We start from the raw sequence: 15,674 nt of genomic DNA, 5'->3' as shown, positions 1-15,674 counted from the left end.
GCGCGTTGCCGCTTGGCGTTGCAACAGCCCGTTGCTGATTGACCAACGTCTGTTCGCGCGTGGGGAGGGGCGGGCAGCGCCAGGGTGCCCGCTGGCAGGAGCAGGGGGCAGGGGGCAGGAGCAGGGCGAGACGGCGGCTGGGGGCGTCAGCGGGACTGCTGTTGTTCGGCGTAGGCGGCGAGCCAGGCGACCTGGACCGGGTCCAGGGACGGGCGGACGCGGTCGCGGGCGAGGGCCACGTGCGCGGCGGTCACCTCGGTGGCCTCCAGCGACTCGCGCATCGCGGCCAGGGCGGACTCGCGGATCAGCGCCGTGCAGTCCGCGGCGGAGAATCGCTCCAGTGACACCGCGAGCGCCTTCAGGTCGACGTCCGCGGCGAGGGGTACCGGCTTCGACGCGGCACGCAGGATCTCGGCGCGGGCGTCGGCGTCCGGGGGTGGGACGAAGACGAGACGTTCGAGCCGGCCGGGGCGCAGCAGCGCCGGGTCGACCAGGTCGGGGCGGTTGGTGGCGCCGATGACGACGACGTTGCGCAGGGACTCGACGCCGTCGAGCTCGGTGAGCAGGGCGGCGACGACCCGGTCCGTGGTGCCGCCGTCGGTGGCCTGGCCGCGGGTCGGGGCGAGCGCGTCGACCTCGTCGAGGAAAACCAGGGTGGGTGCGGCCTCGCGGGCGCGGCGGAACAGCTCGCGGACCGCGCGCTCGCTCTCGCCGACCCATTTCGACAGCAGCTCGGCGCCCTTGACCGACAGGACGTTGGCCTTGCCGGTGCCGGCAATCGCCTTGACCAGGAACGTCTTGCCGCAGCCGGGTGGGCCGTAGAGCAGGACGCCACGCGGCGGCTCGACGCCGAGGCGGGCGAACGCGTCCGGATAGGACAGTGGCCACAGGACGGACTCGGTGAGGGTCTGCTTCACCTCGACCATGTCGCCGACGTCGTCGAGGGTGATCTTGGCCAGCTCCAGGGACGAGTCGGCCATCGAGGTGGCGCGCACGACCTCCAGGGCCGCGTCGAAGTCGACCATGAGCACCAGCGGCGGTTCGCCCTCGCGGCGGTGGCGCAGTGCTGCCCGTACGCCGGCCTCGCGAGACAGCGCGGCCAGGTCCGCGGCGACGAAGCCGGGGGTGCGGGCGGCGACGTCGTCGAGCCGGACGCCCTCGTCCAGGGGCATGCCGCGGGTGAGGACGGTGAGCTGCTCGCGGCGCAGGGCGGCGTCGGGCAGCGGGACCGCGATCGTGTGCGCCAGCAGGCCGGGGGAGTGCAGGGCCGGGTCGACGGACTCGGGGCGGCTGGTGGTGCACACGACCGCCTCGCCGTCGCGGATGAGCTCGCCGATCAGCTGGCGGAACACGGTCGACAGCGGGCCGGGCTGGTCGCGCGGGGCGAGCGCCTCGACGTCGGCCACCAGCAGGATCGCCGGGCCGGGCGCGCGCACCTCGCCGGCGGCCTTGCGCAGCCGGGCGGCCGCGTCGTTGTTGGTGAGCGCCGCGAGCTCCGGGGCCCACAGCGGCACGACCCGCGCCTCCACGCTGGTCGCGACGACGTGGACGAGGTCGGACTTGCCGGAGCCGGCGGGGCCGGTCACCAGCACCCCCAGCGACACCGACGTGCCGAGCTTCGTCAGGACGTCGCCGTGGTGGAAGCCGAGGTCGAGCAGCTCGACCAGCTGCTCCGCCTGCGCGCGCAGGCCCGGGAGGTCGTCCAGCGACGGCACGTCCTCCTCGAAGGCGGGCGCGGTGATCACGCTGCCCGGGGCGTGTGTGGCGTGCCCGTGCTGCCAGCCGACCGCGGTGTCCATGGTGACCAGCGACCCCGAGCCGGGGTCGGCGGTGACGACGGTGAGCAGGGCGCTGGTCCAGGCGTAGCCGACGGTGTTGGACAGGCTGCGCCGCGCCGCCTCGAACACGCCGGGGTCCAGTGACGTGAGCGACACGTCCTGCGGCAGCAGCGACACGTTGTCACCGACGGTGACGACCTTGCCGAGCAGCGCCAGCCGGAGCATCTCCGGGGACACGACCGCGGCGATCTCCGCCGGGCCGGCGAGGGTCACCGACGCCGCCGCCCGCAGCGGCGCCGCCGACACGGTCACCTGGCCGCCGTCGCGCAGCCCGAGGTTGCCCAGCAGGAGATCGTCGGCGTAGAGCAGGGCGCGGCTGGCGCTGGCCTCGGCGACCGCGGCGATCCCGGCCGACTCGCGCCGGCCGGTGAGCGTGATCGGGTCACCGGCGCGCAGGCCCAGCGCGGTGAGCACCTCGGGGTGGAGCCGGACCACGCCACGGCGGGCGTCCAGCGCCGCCGGGCGCAGACTCGCGGTGAGCGTCAACGTCGCGGACACGCAGCGAGCCTATAACCCGGCCGCTTGCCCCGACCGCCAGCCGAGAGCACTCGCCGGGACCGCTTGCTGAGAGCGTGCTGAGGAATTCGCCAGGGCGCAACATCGGTTGCGTACGTTTGGCCGATGCGTCTCTTACCGCGTCTCAACCGGCGCAGGGTCATCGCCGGCTCGGTGATCACGCTGCTGCTGGTCGGACTGGTCGGCTGGGCGGTCATTCCCTCGCCCGCCACGTTCCGCACCGAGGAACAGCGCATCACGGTGCGCACCGGCCCCGACGACGCGACCGAGGTGACCCTCGACACGACGCTGTACCTGCCCAAGAAGAGCGGCAAGAAACCGGCGATCCTGCTCGCGCACGGCTTCGGCGGCACCAAGCAGAGCGTGAAGTCCGACGCCCAGGACTTCGCCGACCTCGGCTACGCGGTGCTCACCTGGACCGCGCAGGGCTTCGGCCGCTCGACCGGGGAGATCCACGTCGACAGCCCGGACTGGGAGGTCAAGGACGCTTCCCGGCTGCTGGACTGGCTGGCCGCCCGCCCCGACATCCAGACCGACGCCGGCGGTGACCCGCGGGTCGCCGCGGTCGGCGGCTCCTACGGCGGCGCGCTGGCGCTCCTGCTGGCCGCGCAGGACCCCCGGGTCGACGCGATCGTCCCCATGATCACGTGGAACGACCTGTCCCGGGTCTTCCTGCCCGAGTCGACCGGCCAGGGCCCCTCCGCCGGCGTGTTCAAGAAGCAGTGGGCCGGCCTGTTCTTCGGCTCCGGCAGTGCCGACCCCGTCAGTGACGTGTTGAGCGGCGGCGGCGGTGGTACCACGCCGCAGCGCACTGCCAGCGGCGACGCGCAGTGCGGGCGCTTCGCCAGGGACATCTGCGAGGCGTACCTGGACATCGCGACGACCGGCAAGGCCGACGAGGACGCGATCGCGCTGCTGCGGCGGTCGAGCCCGGCACCGGTCCTGAGCCGGATCAAGGCGCCGACGCTGGTGATCCAGGGCCAGGTCGACACGCTGTTCCCGCTCAGCGAGGGCGACGCCAACGCCCGTGGCATCGCCGCCGCCGGCACCCCGGTGCGGGTCGCCTGGTTCACCGGCGGCCACGACGGCGGCACGGGCCCCCAGTCCGAGGTCGACCGGCTGCGGTTCCTGACCGCGCAGTGGCTCGATCACTACGTCAAGGGCAACGGCAAGGCGCCGGAGGACAGCTTCACCTACTCGCGGGTCTCGGGCCTCAACGCCCAGGGCCGGGGGCTGGTCACGGCCGCGTCGAAGCTGGACGCGTACCCGGGCATCGCCGGCACCTCCACCGCGAGCGTGTCGCTCACCGGCGGGCCGGAGGACATCGCCAACCCGCCCAACGGCAACCCGGCCGCGATCTCCTCGCTGCCGATCGCCAACATCGCGAGCCTGCTCGGCAACGGCGTCTCCGCCGAGATCCCCGGCCAGCACGCCGACTACACCTCCGCCGCACTGCCGGCGACGATGGACGTGGCCGGCGCGCCGACGGTGCGCATCCGGGCCGCGTCGCCGACCGGTGAGGCGGTGCTCTTCGTCAAGCTGTACGACGTGCCCGCGAAGGGCGCCGCGTCGATCCCCGACGGGCTGATCGCCCCGGTCCGGCTGACCGGGCTGCCCAAGAGCATCGCCGACGCGCAGCCGGTCACCGTGACGCTGCCCGCCATCGTGCACCGCTTCGAGGCGGGCAGCCGGGTGCGGATCACCGTCGCGGCCGCCGACACCGCCTACTGGTCGCCGCCGGACCCGGTCGTCTACCAGGTCGCCGTCGACGGGGCGGTGACGCTGCCGAACGTCGCCGGGACGCCGCTCGCCAACCCGAACATCATCTGGCGGTACGTCCTCGCCGGGCTCGTCGCGCTCCTCGCGGTCGGGCTCACCGTCACGCTGCTGATCGCCCGCGGCCGGGCCAGGCGCATCGAGCGCCGGGTCGACCCGGACCTCACCGACACGCCCCTCGTGGTCCGGGGGCTGCGCAAGACCTACGGGGACTTCGTCGCCGTCGCGAAGGTCGACTTCACCGTCCAGCGTGGACAGGTGGTCGGCCTCCTCGGACCCAACGGCGCCGGCAAGACGACGTCGCTGCGGGTCCTGATGGGGCTGACCCGGCCGACCCAGGGCGAGATCCTCGTCTTCGGTCACCAGCTCCTGCCGGGTGCGCCGGTGCTGTCCAGGGTCGGCGCCCTGGTCGAGGGGCCGGGCTTCCTGCCACACCTGACCGGTCTGCAGAATCTCCACCTGTACTGGGCGGCGACCGGCCGGCCCCACGACGACGCGCATTTCGACGAGGCGTTCGAGATCGCGGGCCTCGGCACGGCCGTCAACCGGCGGGTGAAGACCTACAGCCACGGCATGCGCCAGCGCCTCGCCATCGCGCAGGCCATGCTCGGCCTGCCGGAGCTGCTCGTCCTCGACGAACCCACCGACGGGCTGGACCCGCCGCAGATCGCCGAGATGCGCAAGGTGCTGCGCCGCTACGCGACCGGGGGCCGGGCCGTCCTGGTCTCCAGCCACCTGCTCGCGGAGGTCGAGCAGACCTGCACCGACGTGGTCGTCATGCACCGGGGTGAGGTCGTCGCGGCCGGCAAGGTCGACGACATCGTCGGCGACTCCCCGACCGTCCAGCTCGACGTGTCCGACGTGGACGCCGCCGAGAAGGTCCTCGAGGAGCTCGACGGGATCCGCTCGGTCGCCTGGTCCGGCGGCAGCGGGCTGGTCGTCGACATCGACGGCGTGCCCAGGTCGGAGGTCGTCGCCGCGCTCGTGCGGGCCGGCATCGGGATCGACCGGGTGACCCCGCGGCGGCGGCTCGAAGACGCGTTCCTGTCGCTCGTCGGCGGCGACACCAAGGCCAGTGGGGAGCGGTCATGACAACGTCCGTAGATGTCGTCGGCGGTGCGCCGGGGTACAAGCCCGGGGCGACCCTCTCGCTGTGGACGGAGATCCGCCGTCAGGCGGCCCGCCGGCGCACCCAGATGGCGCTGGGCTTCATGGTCCTGCTGCCGCTGATCATTCTCGTCGCGTTCCAGCTCGACAACGGCGGCGACGACGAGGGCGGCAACGGTGGCGAGTTCGCCCGCCTGGCCGACCTCGCCACGGCCGGCGGCGCCAACTTCACCCTGTTCACCCTGCTGGTCTCCTCGGGCTTCCTGCTGGTGGTCGTCATCGCCCTCTTCTGCGGCGACACGGTGGCCAGCGAGGCGTCGTGGGGCAGCCTGCGGTACCTGCTGGCGATGCCCGTCCCGCGGGCCCGGCTGCTCGGCATCAAGGTGACCGTGGCGCTGCTCTACTGCCTCGTCGCGATGCTGGTCCTGGTCGGCACCGCCATGCTCGCGGGGACCCTGCGCTACGGCTGGGCCCCGCTCAACGCCCCGATCGGCGGCGAGATCGCGGCCGGCACGAGCGTGGTGCGGTTGCTGGAGATCGTCGGGTACCTGTGCGTCTCGCTGCTGGTCGTCGCGTCGCTCGCGTTCCTGCTGTCGGTGTCGACGGATGCCCCGCTCGGTGCGGTGGGCGGCGCGGTCCTGCTGCAGATCCTGTCCAACATCCTCGACCAGATCACCGCCCTCGGGACGATCCGCAACTTCCTGCCCACCCACTACGGCGACGCGTGGCTCGGCCTGCTGTCCACGCCGCTGCAGACCGACGACATCGTCAAGGGCTGCATCGCCTCCCTTGCGTACGCGACGATCTTCTTCTCCCTCGCGTGGTGGCGATTCCTGCGAAAAGACGTCGTCAGCTGAAGCCGTTTCACGTACTGACCGGTAGGGTGCCGGTCCATGCGAACTTCGGCGCTGCGTGGCGCGTGGCTGCTCGTGCTCGGCCTCGCCGTGCTGTCCGGCACCCTTTACTACGACCAGGCCAACATCGCCGGCTGGACCAGCTACCGGCCCTCGTCCAACGCGATGAACGGCCCGGCCGAGGCCCTCACGGCGCAGATCTTCACCCTGATCGGCGCGTTCGCGTCCGCGGCGGTCGCGTCCCTGGTCCTGGTCTGCGCCCTGCTGTTCGCCACCGGCAGGAGGCTCGGGCACTGGGCGCTGCGGCTGACCGTGGTGCTGACGTTCGTGCTGCTCGCGCTGGTCGCGGTGGTGGTCGTGGTCGCGTCGTTCACCGGTGAGGCCCCGACCGCCGTGATCGACACGCCGGCGTGGCTGCTGCTGGCGGAGTGGGCCGCGGTCGCCGCCGCCCTCCTGGGCGCGGGCATCACCACGTCGACGCTCTGGCAGTTCACCCCCGAGCCGGTCGAGCTGGAAGAGCGCGACCTCATCGCCTGATGCCGGGCGGGGCGCCGCCGACGGGTGATCGCGGCCGCAGGTCGCGTCGCGGCCGTCCGCGGCCGCGGCTCTTCGCGGCCGTAGGTCGCGGCGGGGTGACCGCACACGGACCTGGCAGGGAGGGCCGCCAAGGCCCGACCGGTGGCTGACGGGAGCGGCGGGCCGCGCCCACGGCGGACCGGAGCAGGCAAACGGCGGGCCGAGCGGCGGTGGCTACGCGGAGCGGTAGCCGGGGACCGACGTCATCGGGGGGCGGTCGGGAAGGGCGATGTCGTGGTCGGTGGGGGTGACCGTGACGTCATGCCGTTCGAACTGGGTGAGGGTCGGCCACGAGGCGCGGTCGGGGAAGACGCGCAAGTGGATGGTGTGCAGGATCGTGGCGGCCATGCGGCCGAGGGCGGCGGTGTCCTGGTGGCCGTGGGTGCGCTGACCGAGGTCGACCTGGGCGACGGCGTCGAGGCCCGCGGCGCGGTAGGTGTCGATGAGCAGGCCCGTCTCGACGCCGTAGCCGGCCGCGAACGGCAGCGACTCCAGCAGTGAGCGGCGGGCGGCGTATTCGCCCGCGAGGGGTTGCACGACGCCGGCCAGTTCGGGGAAGTAGGCGTTGAGCAGGGGGCGGGCGGCGAGCTCGGTGACCCGGCCGCCGCCGGCGGCGGAGACGTCGAGCAGGGGGCGGTCGTAGAAGGCCTTCACCATCAGGGTCGCCGGGTCCTCCAGCAGCGGGCCGAGCAGGCCGGTGACGAAGTGCGGGCGGAAGTCGGTGAGGTCGGCGTCGACGTAGACGAGGATGTCGCCGGTGGCGACGGCCAGGGCCTTCCACAGCACCTCACCCTTGCCGGGGCGGGAGCCGGTCGCGGGGAGGATGTCGTCGCGGTGGTGGACCGCGGCGCCGGCCCGGCGGGCGACCTCGGCGGTGCGGTCGACGGAGCCGGAGTCGACCACGATCACCTCGTCGACGAGGGGCATGAGGGAGCGCACGCCGGTGACGATCTCCGCGACGGTCGGCTCCTCGTCCAGCGCCGGCAGCACCACGCTGACGCGGGTGTCGCCCTTGCGCCGGTGCAGGTCGGCGAGGGGCCAGTCACGCCAGGTCGAGGTGCGCTTGGCGAACCAGTCCGCCGCGTCGGGATGCATGAGTGAAACCGTAGTCAGGTCCATCTCGTGAGATGACTCATACGGCACGGCCCGTGTCGGCCCTTACACTGAAACACGCAGGACATACGCGCACGACACAACTGAATACCTCATCCAGAGGGGCAGAGGGATACGGCCCGATGAAGCCCCGGCAACCCCTGCGACGCGTCTCGACGTTGAGGCCGGTCGCGGTAGGTGCCAAATCCGTCCCGGTGCGCAAGGCCATGCACCTGGGGAAGATGAGAGGAAGGCCTCCATGACCTCGACGCTCAGCGTCTTCACCGACTCGCCCGCCCGCCACCTGGTCTGCCGTGGCTGCGGCGCCCAGTTCCCGCTCGCTGCCCAGCACGCCTGTTACGAGTGTTTCGGCCCCCTCGAGGTGGGCTATGACGCCGCGGCGCTCAGCCGGGTCACCCGGGAGCAGATCGAGGCGGGCCCGCAGAACATCTGGCGCTATGCGCCGCTGCTGCCGGTCGGCACCGACCCCGCCAGCCGCGTCACCCTCGACCCGGGGCTGACCCCGCTGGTCAAGGCCGACCTGCTGGCCAAGGAGCTCGGCATCACCGGGCAGCTGTGGGTGAAGGACGACTCGGCCAACCCGACCCACTCGTTCAAGGACCGGGTCGTCTCGGTGGCGTTGACCGCCGCGAAGGCGCTCGGGTTCACCCGCTATTCGTGCGCCTCCACCGGCAACCTGGCCAACTCGGTCGCTGCGCACGCCGCGCGGGCCGGGGTGCCCTCGACCGTGTTCATCCCGGCCGACCTGGAGCCCGGCAAGGTCGTGATGAGCGCCGTCTATGGCGGCGACGTCGTCGCGATCGAGGGGTCCTATGACGACGTCAACCGGCTGTGCTCGGAGCTGACGGAGACCGACGAGTTCGAGGACACCGCGTTCGTCAACGTCAATGTCCGGCCGTTCTACGCCGAGGGCTCCAAGACCCTGGGGTATGAGGTCGCCGAGCAGCTCGGCTGGCGGATCCCGGCGCAGGTCGTCATCCCGATGGCCAGCGGCGAGCTGCTCACGAAGATCGACAAGGCGTTCAGCGAACTGGTCGAGATCGGCCTCGTCCCGGCGACGGAGTGGGCGGTGTTCGGCGCGCAGTCCGCGGGCTGCAACCCGATCGCGGTCGCGCTGCACAACGGCACCGACGAGATCGTCCCGGTCAAGCCGACCGGCATCGCGAAGTCGCTCAACATCGGCGACCCGGCCGCGGGGGTCTACGCGTTGGAGTCGGTGCGGCGCACCGGCGGCTGGATGGAGTACGTCGACGACGACGAGATCCGCGCCGGCATCGAGCTGCTCGCCCGGACCACCGGCGTGTTCGCCGAGACCGCCGGCGGGGTCACCGCCGCGGTGCTGAAGAAGCTGGTCGAGACCGGCAAGCTCGACCCGACGAAGGAGACGGTCGTCTTCAACACCGGTGACGGGCTCAAGACCCTCGACGCGGTGGCCGGCTCGGTCGGTCCGACGCACCGGGTGAAGCCGTCGCTGAAGTCCGTGCGCGAGGCCGGCCTTTTGAGCTGATGGCTGATTTTTTTGTGCAACCGGCGAAAAGCGGTGACGCTCGGTGTCGGTCCGGCTGCGTTTGAGAGAGCGCTTCCACGCTTGGACGAGGAGCGACTCAGCCGATCGACGGAGTCGACCGCGACGCACGGTGATCGCGGTCAAGCCGAGCGTCTCGAAGCCACCCTCCGAGGGACTTGACGACCTCGGGACCGCGCGCCAGGATGCTCGATGCGGGAGGACGTGTCGCCGCGAGGCCCGGACCCTGGTCCAGGCCCGCGACCACAACACCGGAGGTGTTGGCGAGCGTCCTCTCGACCAATTTCCGGCCAGGTTATATCTGTTGTCGCCCGGCGTGCGGTGGGCCACCCTGGCGGCATGAGCCAGGATCTGCGCATCGTCGAGCTGGACGTCGATGACCCGACGGCGGTCGACGCGGCCTACACCATCGGTAACGAAGCGATCGCCGCCGATCTGCCGGACCTCCCGCCGGTCTGCCGCTATGAGCACGACGTGCGGATCCGGCTGCCGATGCCGGGTGCCGACCGGCACACGTTCCTTGCGTATCGCGGCGAGGAGCCGGTCGGGCTCCTGCAGGTGGACCTGCCGGTCCACGACAACCTCGACAAGGCGATCCTGGAGCTGCTGGTGCTCAAGCAGCACCGCCGCCAGGGCGTCGGGCGAGCGCTGTATCGGCACGCGGTCGACTTCGGGCTGGCCCGTGGCCGCACCTCGGTGATGGGCTTCAGCGTGATCACCGATCGTGACGGTGCGCCGGTCGGCTCCGCGGCGCCGTTCGCCGCCGCCATCGGCCACGAGAACAAGCTCCTCGACGTCCGCCGCCGGTTCGACCTGTCCACCGCCGACGACGCCGAGCTGGACCGGCTGCTCGCCGAGAGCTGGCCGAAGGCGGCCGGCTACACAACCGTCCAATGGGGCAACCTGCCGCCGGAGGACCTGATCGAGGACCTGGCGCTGCTGGACAGCTCCTTCCTCGACGAGGCCCCGAACGGTGAGCTGGACTACGAGCCGGAGAAGATCGACGCCGACCGCCTGCGCCGCGCCTCGGAGGTCCGCGCCCAGTACGGTGCCCGCCGGTACGAGACCGGCGTCATCCACGAGGCGACCGGGCAACTGGTCGCGTGGACCGCGATGCGGGTCGCGAAGACCATCGACTGGCACGCCTGGCAGTTGGTCACCCTGGTGCACCCCGAGCACCGCGGCCACCGCCTCGGCATGATCACCAAGGCGGTCAACCTGCGGACCTTGCGTGCGCAGGAGCCGGCGGTACAGATGATCGACACCTTCAACGCCGAGGTCAACGCACACATGATCGCGATCAACGAGGCGATGGGGTTCCGCGCGGTGGATCGCTGGGCGAACTGGCAGGCGTCAGTCGCGTGATCGGTCCTCGTACATGGCGAGGAAGATCGAATAGGGCCGGCCGTGGGTGCGCTCGCGGCCGGCGTACTCGTCCAGCAGCACCTGGAAGCGGTCCTGCAGCTCCTGCCACTCCTGCGGGGTGAGCCGCAGGCCGAGGCGGGCGAAGTTGACCGTGTCGGTGGTGTCCTCCAGGAGCGCGAGCTCGTGCTCGAACGCGTCGAGCATCGCCCGGTTGGTGGCCGAGACCTGGTCGCCGAGGCTGAGGTCCCACGACTTGGTCGTCGACAGGTAGGGCACCTCGCGGGTGCCGCGCGGCCCGCGGCGCTCCTCCTGCGGCACCAGGAAACCGGTCGCGACCAGCGTCCGGACGTGATGCAGCACGGTGGCCGGGTTGGCGTCGAGCCGCTCGGCGATCTCCTTGTTGGTGAGCGCCCGGTCCAGGCAGAGCCGGATGATGCGCAGGCGGACGCCGGAGGCGAGTGCCTTGGCCTCCGCGTCGGTAGCTGGTCGCCGCATCGTCCGATTCTATCGATTGACTTTTCCCAATCGGTCATTGACAGTGTGCTGGTGAGACTCGGACTGCTCCGCGATCACGACTTCCGGCTGTTGTTCACGGCGGACACCATCAGCCAGGTCGGCACGCAGGTGACCCTGCTGGCGCTGCCGCTGGTCGCGGTGCTCACCCTCGACGCGACGGCGCTGGAGGTCGGGGTCCTGGCCGCCTGCGAGACCGCCGCGTTCCTGCTGGTGGGCCTGCCCGCCGGGGCGCTGGTCGACCGGCTCCGCCGGCGCGGGACGATGATCGTGGCCGATGTCCTGCGGGCCGCCCTGCTCGCCTCGGTGCCGCTGGCATGGTGGATGGACCAGCTGCGCATGCCGCAGCTGTACGTGGTGGGCCTGCTCTGTGGGGTGTGCACGGTCTTCTTCGACGTGGCGTACCAGAGCTACCTGCCGTTCCTGGTCGGCAAGGAGCACCTGGTCGAGGGCAACGCGCGGCTCGAAATGGTCCGCTCCACCTCGCAGATCGGCGGCCCGACGGTCGCCGGTGGCCTGGTCAAGCTGCTCGGCGGGCCCTGGGCGATCGCCACCGACGCGGCCAGCTACCTGGTCTCGGCGCTGGCCCTGTGGCGGATCCGCAAGATCGAGGACCGTCCGGTCCGCAAGGCCGACGCCCACCTCGGCCGCGAGATCATGGAGGGCCTCCGGTTCGTCCTGGGCAACCGGCTGCTGCGGGCCATCTCGATGTGCACGGGCACCGGCAACTTCTTCGGCTCGATCTTCAACGTGATGCTGATCATCTACCTTGCCCGCGACCTGGCACTGTCGCCGTCGCTGATCGGTGTCTTCTTCAGCGTCACGGGCCTCGGCGCGCTCGCCGGCGCGTTCCTCGTCGGGCCGTTCGTGCGCTGGTTCGGCCAGGGGCCGGCGATGTGGATCTCGATGCTCGGCGCATCGCTCGGCGGGCTCCTCGTGCCGTTCGCGCAGGCGGACTGGAGACTCTGGCTGGCCGCTTTCGGCATGATCCTGTTCGGCGTGGGGGTCGTCGTCTACAACGTCACCCAGGTCAGCTTCCGGCAGCAGATCACCCCGGACGCCCTGCTCGGCCGGATGAACGCCACCATGCGGTTCATCGTCTGGGGCACGATGCCGATCGGCGGTCTCGTCGGCGGCCTGCTCGGCGCGGCCATCGGTGTCCATCCGACAATCTGGTTGGCCTGCGCCGGAGAGCTGCTATCCGTGGTGCCACTCGTTCTGTCACCCTTGCGGAAGCTCCGCGAATTGACGTCCGCACCCTCCGCGGGCACGGAAGTGGTGCGGAAGTAGGCCGATCTTGCGGTTGTGAAGCGGTTGCGTGGTTCCAGTCGCGGCTTCCGGTCACAACCGCAAGATCGGCGCTTCCCAGATGGCAGGATGGTTGGCATGGAGAACTCACACCCCATGTTCACCACCCACACCGCCACCCTCGAGCGGGCGCTGACCGCGATCGCCGAGCGTGCGTACTGGTCGGCGTACCCGGAGTCGCCCAGCCCCCGCGTCTACGGCGAGCACGCCGCGGCCGACGGTGAGGCCGCGTTCCGCGCGTATCTCGGCAACGACTTCCCGCTCAAGGACCAGCCGGCGATCACGGACTGGGTCGCGACCGAGGTCTCGCCGTTCGGCATCCCGCTCGACGTGCGCTACCCGCATCTCGACGTCGACGGCCTGCTCATCGCCGCGGCGGCGGGGATGCCCGCCTGGCGCGACGCCGGGCCGCAGACCCGGGCCGGGGTCTGCGTGGAGATCCTCGCCCGGCTGCACGCCAACGCGTTCGAGCTGGCCAACGCCGTGCACGTGACGACCGGCCAGGCGTTCGTCATGGCGTTCCAGGCCGGTGCGCCGCACGCCTTCGACCGCGCGCTCGAGGCGATCGCCTACGCGTACCGCGAGATGGCCCGCACCCCGGCGACCGCCACCTGGGAGAAGCCGGCCGGCAAGGGCGATCCGCTGCGGATGAGCAAGACCTTCCACATCGTGCCCCGCGGCATCGCGCTGGTGATCGGCTGCAACACGTTCCCGACCTGGAACTCGTTCCCCGGCCTGTTCGCCTCCCTCGCCACCGGCAACCCCGTCGTGGTCAAGCCGCACCCGGGCGCCGTCCTGCCGCTCGCGATCACCGTCAAGATCGCCCGCGAGGTGCTCGCCGACGCCGGCTTCGACCCCAACCTGGTTCTCCTCGCGCCCGAGGCGCCGGGGGAGGGGCTCGCCAAGGTCCTCGCGCTGCGCCCTGAGGTGCGCATCATCGACTTCACCGGCTCGACCGAGTTCGGCGACTGGCTGGAGGACAACGCCCGCCAGGCCGCCGTCTACACCGAGAAGGCCGGGGTCAACACGATCGTCGTCGACTCGACCGACGACTTTGCCGGGATGTGCCGCAACATCGGCTTCTCGCTGCTGCTGTACTCCGGCCAGATGTGCACGACGCCACAGAACGTGCTGGTGCCCACCGGCGGCATCGCCACCGAGGACGGCCATCGCTCTTTCGAAGACGTCGCCGCCGGGATCGCCGGGGCGGTCGCCGCGCTGACCCGCGATCCGGCCAAGGGCGTGGAGCTTTCAGGTGCCATCGTCAATGAAGGCGTCCTGCGCCGGTTGGAGAAAGCCCGCACGGTCGGCACGGTGCTGCTGGAATCGTCAGACGTTACGCATCCGGTATATCAGAACGCGACCGTCCGCACGCCACTCATCGTGCGACTCGACGCGGATGCCGCGGCAACCTATGGCACTGAGTGGTTCGGTCCTATTTCCTTCGTTGTCGGCACCGATTCGACCGCCGGCAGTTTGCGGATCTTCGCCGACACGGTCGGTAAGAAGGGCGCACTCACCGCCTCGGTCTATTCGACGGCTGCCGATGTGCTGGACGCGATGGAAGAGGCCGCCCTCCAGGCCGGCGTCCATTTGTCAGTCAACCTTACCGGTGGTGTCTTCGTGAACCAGTCGGCCGCGTTTTCGGACTTCCACGCCAGCGGCGCCAATCCTGCCGCCAATGCCGCGCTCACTGACGGTGCATACGTGGCCAGTCGCTTCCGCGTGGTGCAGTCGCGCAGGCACGCCTAGTCGGGGCCTTGTCGGCGCCGGGTCGCGGCTTAGTCGACTGGCGATGTTTGCGCCGGCAAGAAACCGTTCAAGAAGGTGTCTCGAAAAGGTCTCATCGGAAACCTTTTGCGTACGCATGATTCGTGACCTTGCTGTCCGATTTAGGGCTGTCGGGCCTCGGGTTATCTCGTGTACCGTCCGTTTCGGTCGTCGATCCTCGCGCCGGTGCCACCCCAAGGCCCGGCGTGCCCGGCCGAGGACCTCAAGGCTGGTCCCCACAGCCAGCCGGAGTGACGAAGAGGGACCGAAGTAGAGGAAGTGCACCGTGGCACAGGGCACCGTCAAGTGGTTCAACAGCGAAAAGGGCTATGGCTTCATCGCGGTCGACGGAGGGCAGGACGTCTTCGTCCACTTCTCCGCGATTGAGATGGATGGCTACAAATCGCTGGAAGACGGACAGCGCGTCGAGTTCGAGATCGCGCAGGGCCAGAAGGGCCCGCAGGCAGAGAAGGTCCGTCATCTCGCCTGAGACATCGTCTGGATTCACCCCGCCGGGGCACCGTTCTCATTGATGAGGAACGGTGCCCTGCGTCTATTCCGGCATTGTTCGTACCATTCATGCCTGGTTTGTCGACCTTTAGGGCGCTTCGACCACCCGTGTCGTCACCTCGGGTTTGCTTGCACTCACCCGGGCAGAGTGCTAAACAGGAGTTGGCACTCGCGTCAGGTGAGTGCCAACGGTCGGGGCGGTGCAGCGTCTGGGCGCGAGAGCGTCGGGAGGCTGGTCGTCGCGGGCTCATCCGGCCCGACCACCGGGGATCCCACCGGGTCCTTGAAGGTGCGAAAGCAGGCGGTGAGCCGCCGGCCCCACGTGGGTCGCGAGGCGTAACCGGAGTGTCCAGGAGGACAACGCCGAATGGCCAAGATTATCGCGTTCGACGAGGAAGCGCGCCGCGGCCTCGAGCGGGGCATGAACACCCTCGCCGACGCCGTCAAGGTGACGCTGGGCCCCAAGGGCCGCAACGTCGTCCTCGAGAAGAAGTGGGGCGCGCCCACCATCACCAACGATGGTGTGAGCATCGCCAAGGAGATCGAGCTCGAGGACCCCTACGAGAAGATCGGCGCCGAGCTGGTCAAGGAGGTCGCGAAGAAGACGGACGACGTTGCCGGTGACGGCACGACGACCGCGACCGTCCTCGCCCAGGCGCTGGTTCGTGAAGGTCTGCGCAACGTCGCCGCGGGTGCCAACCCGATGGCGCTGAAGCGTGGCATCGAGGCTGCCGTCGCGTCTGTCGCGACGGAGCTGGCCAACCTTGCCAAGGACGTCGAGACCAAGGAGCAGATCGCTTCCACGGCCTCGATCTCCGCCGGTGACTCCACGGTCGGCGAGATCATCGCCGAGGCGATGGACAAGGTCGGCAAGGAAGGCGTCATCACTGTCGAGGAGAGCAA

At 70.6% G+C, this 15,674-nt stretch carries 12 protein-coding genes and 1 riboswitch; of the genes, 9 read left to right on the top strand and 3 right to left on the bottom strand.

Features of this window, described 5'->3' with window-relative positions:
* Positions 1–146: 146 nt before the first annotated feature.
* Entirely contained in the window at positions 147–2,336 is a 2,190-nt protein-coding gene (locus AB0K00_RS00060; protein WP_363512739.1) for an AAA family ATPase, read from the bottom strand.
* Between the two features lie 123 nt (positions 2,337–2,459).
* Between AB0K00_RS00060 and AB0K00_RS00055 the strand changes: the two genes are divergently transcribed.
* From AB0K00_RS00055 to AB0K00_RS00045, 3 genes are read left to right on the top strand one after another with little or no spacing between them, the layout of a single operon-like run.
* Positions 2,460–5,222 carry an alpha/beta fold hydrolase gene (locus tag AB0K00_RS00055; protein ID WP_363512736.1) on the top strand — a complete coding sequence of 921 codons (2,763 nt, stop codon included), beginning with the start codon at positions 2,460–2,462 and terminating at the stop codon, positions 5,220–5,222.
* On the top strand, positions 5,219–6,094 hold the full coding sequence (locus AB0K00_RS00050) for an ABC transporter permease (RefSeq protein WP_363512733.1): 876 nt from the start codon (positions 5,219–5,221) through the stop codon (positions 6,092–6,094). Before AB0K00_RS00055 ends, AB0K00_RS00050 begins: the two co-directional genes overlap by 4 nt.
* A 36-nt stretch (positions 6,095–6,130) precedes the next feature.
* On the top strand, positions 6,131–6,628 hold the full coding sequence (locus AB0K00_RS00045) for a hypothetical protein (protein WP_363512730.1): 498 nt from the start codon (positions 6,131–6,133) through the stop codon (positions 6,626–6,628).
* A 213-nt stretch (positions 6,629–6,841) separates the two neighbouring features.
* Here AB0K00_RS00045 and AB0K00_RS00040 read toward each other — a convergent pair whose 3' ends face one another.
* Positions 6,842–7,762 carry a glucosyl-3-phosphoglycerate synthase gene (locus AB0K00_RS00040; RefSeq protein WP_363512727.1) on the bottom strand — a complete coding sequence of 307 codons (921 nt, stop codon included), beginning with the start codon at positions 7,760–7,762 and terminating at the stop codon, positions 6,842–6,844.
* Positions 7,763–7,869: 107 nt separating this feature from the next.
* A riboswitch (SAM riboswitch) is annotated at positions 7,870–8,008 on the top strand.
* Between the two features lie 10 nt (positions 8,009–8,018).
* On the opposite strand from AB0K00_RS00040, the gene thrC reads away from it, so the two are divergent.
* Together thrC and AB0K00_RS00030 are read left to right on the top strand one after the other, a co-directional pair.
* The gene (gene thrC, locus AB0K00_RS00035) at positions 8,019–9,287 is read left to right on the top strand and encodes a threonine synthase (RefSeq protein ID WP_363512724.1); all 1,269 of its coding nucleotides are present in this window, start codon (positions 8,019–8,021) and stop codon (positions 9,285–9,287) included.
* 357 nt (positions 9,288–9,644) lie between these two features.
* Positions 9,645–10,670, top strand: coding sequence for a GNAT family N-acetyltransferase (locus AB0K00_RS00030; RefSeq protein ID WP_363512721.1), 1,026 nt, complete (start codon positions 9,645–9,647; stop codon positions 10,668–10,670).
* Here AB0K00_RS00030 and AB0K00_RS00025 read toward each other — a convergent pair.
* Complete coding sequence (locus tag AB0K00_RS00025; RefSeq protein WP_363512718.1) at positions 10,659–11,165, bottom strand: helix-turn-helix domain-containing protein; 507 nt, start codon at positions 11,163–11,165, stop codon at positions 10,659–10,661. The genes AB0K00_RS00030 and AB0K00_RS00025 overlap by 12 nt on opposite strands.
* A 51-nt stretch (positions 11,166–11,216) precedes the next feature.
* Between AB0K00_RS00025 and AB0K00_RS00020 the strand changes: the two genes are divergently transcribed.
* The 4 genes from AB0K00_RS00020 to AB0K00_RS00005 form a co-directional block, all read left to right on the top strand.
* Entirely contained in the window at positions 11,217–12,473 is a 1,257-nt protein-coding gene (locus AB0K00_RS00020) for an MFS transporter (RefSeq protein WP_363512715.1), read from the top strand.
* A gap of 96 nt (positions 12,474–12,569) precedes the next feature.
* Positions 12,570–14,243, top strand: coding sequence for a phenylacetic acid degradation protein PaaN (paaN, locus tag AB0K00_RS00015; RefSeq protein WP_363512712.1), 1,674 nt, complete (start codon positions 12,570–12,572; stop codon positions 14,241–14,243).
* 304 nt (positions 14,244–14,547) lie between these two features.
* Positions 14,548–14,751: a cold-shock protein gene (locus AB0K00_RS00010; RefSeq protein ID WP_203848689.1), complete on the top strand. Its 204-nt coding sequence runs from the start codon at positions 14,548–14,550 to the stop codon at positions 14,749–14,751.
* Between the two features lie 387 nt (positions 14,752–15,138).
* The coding region (locus AB0K00_RS00005) for a TCP-1/cpn60 chaperonin family protein (protein WP_363512709.1) at positions 15,139–15,674 on the top strand (536 nt) is incomplete at its 3' end.

This window comes from Dactylosporangium sp. NPDC049525, assembly GCF_040676755.1.
GTDB lineage: Bacteria > Actinomycetota > Actinomycetes > Mycobacteriales > Micromonosporaceae > Dactylosporangium.
This window is presented reverse-complemented; position numbering and strand designations above follow the sequence as displayed.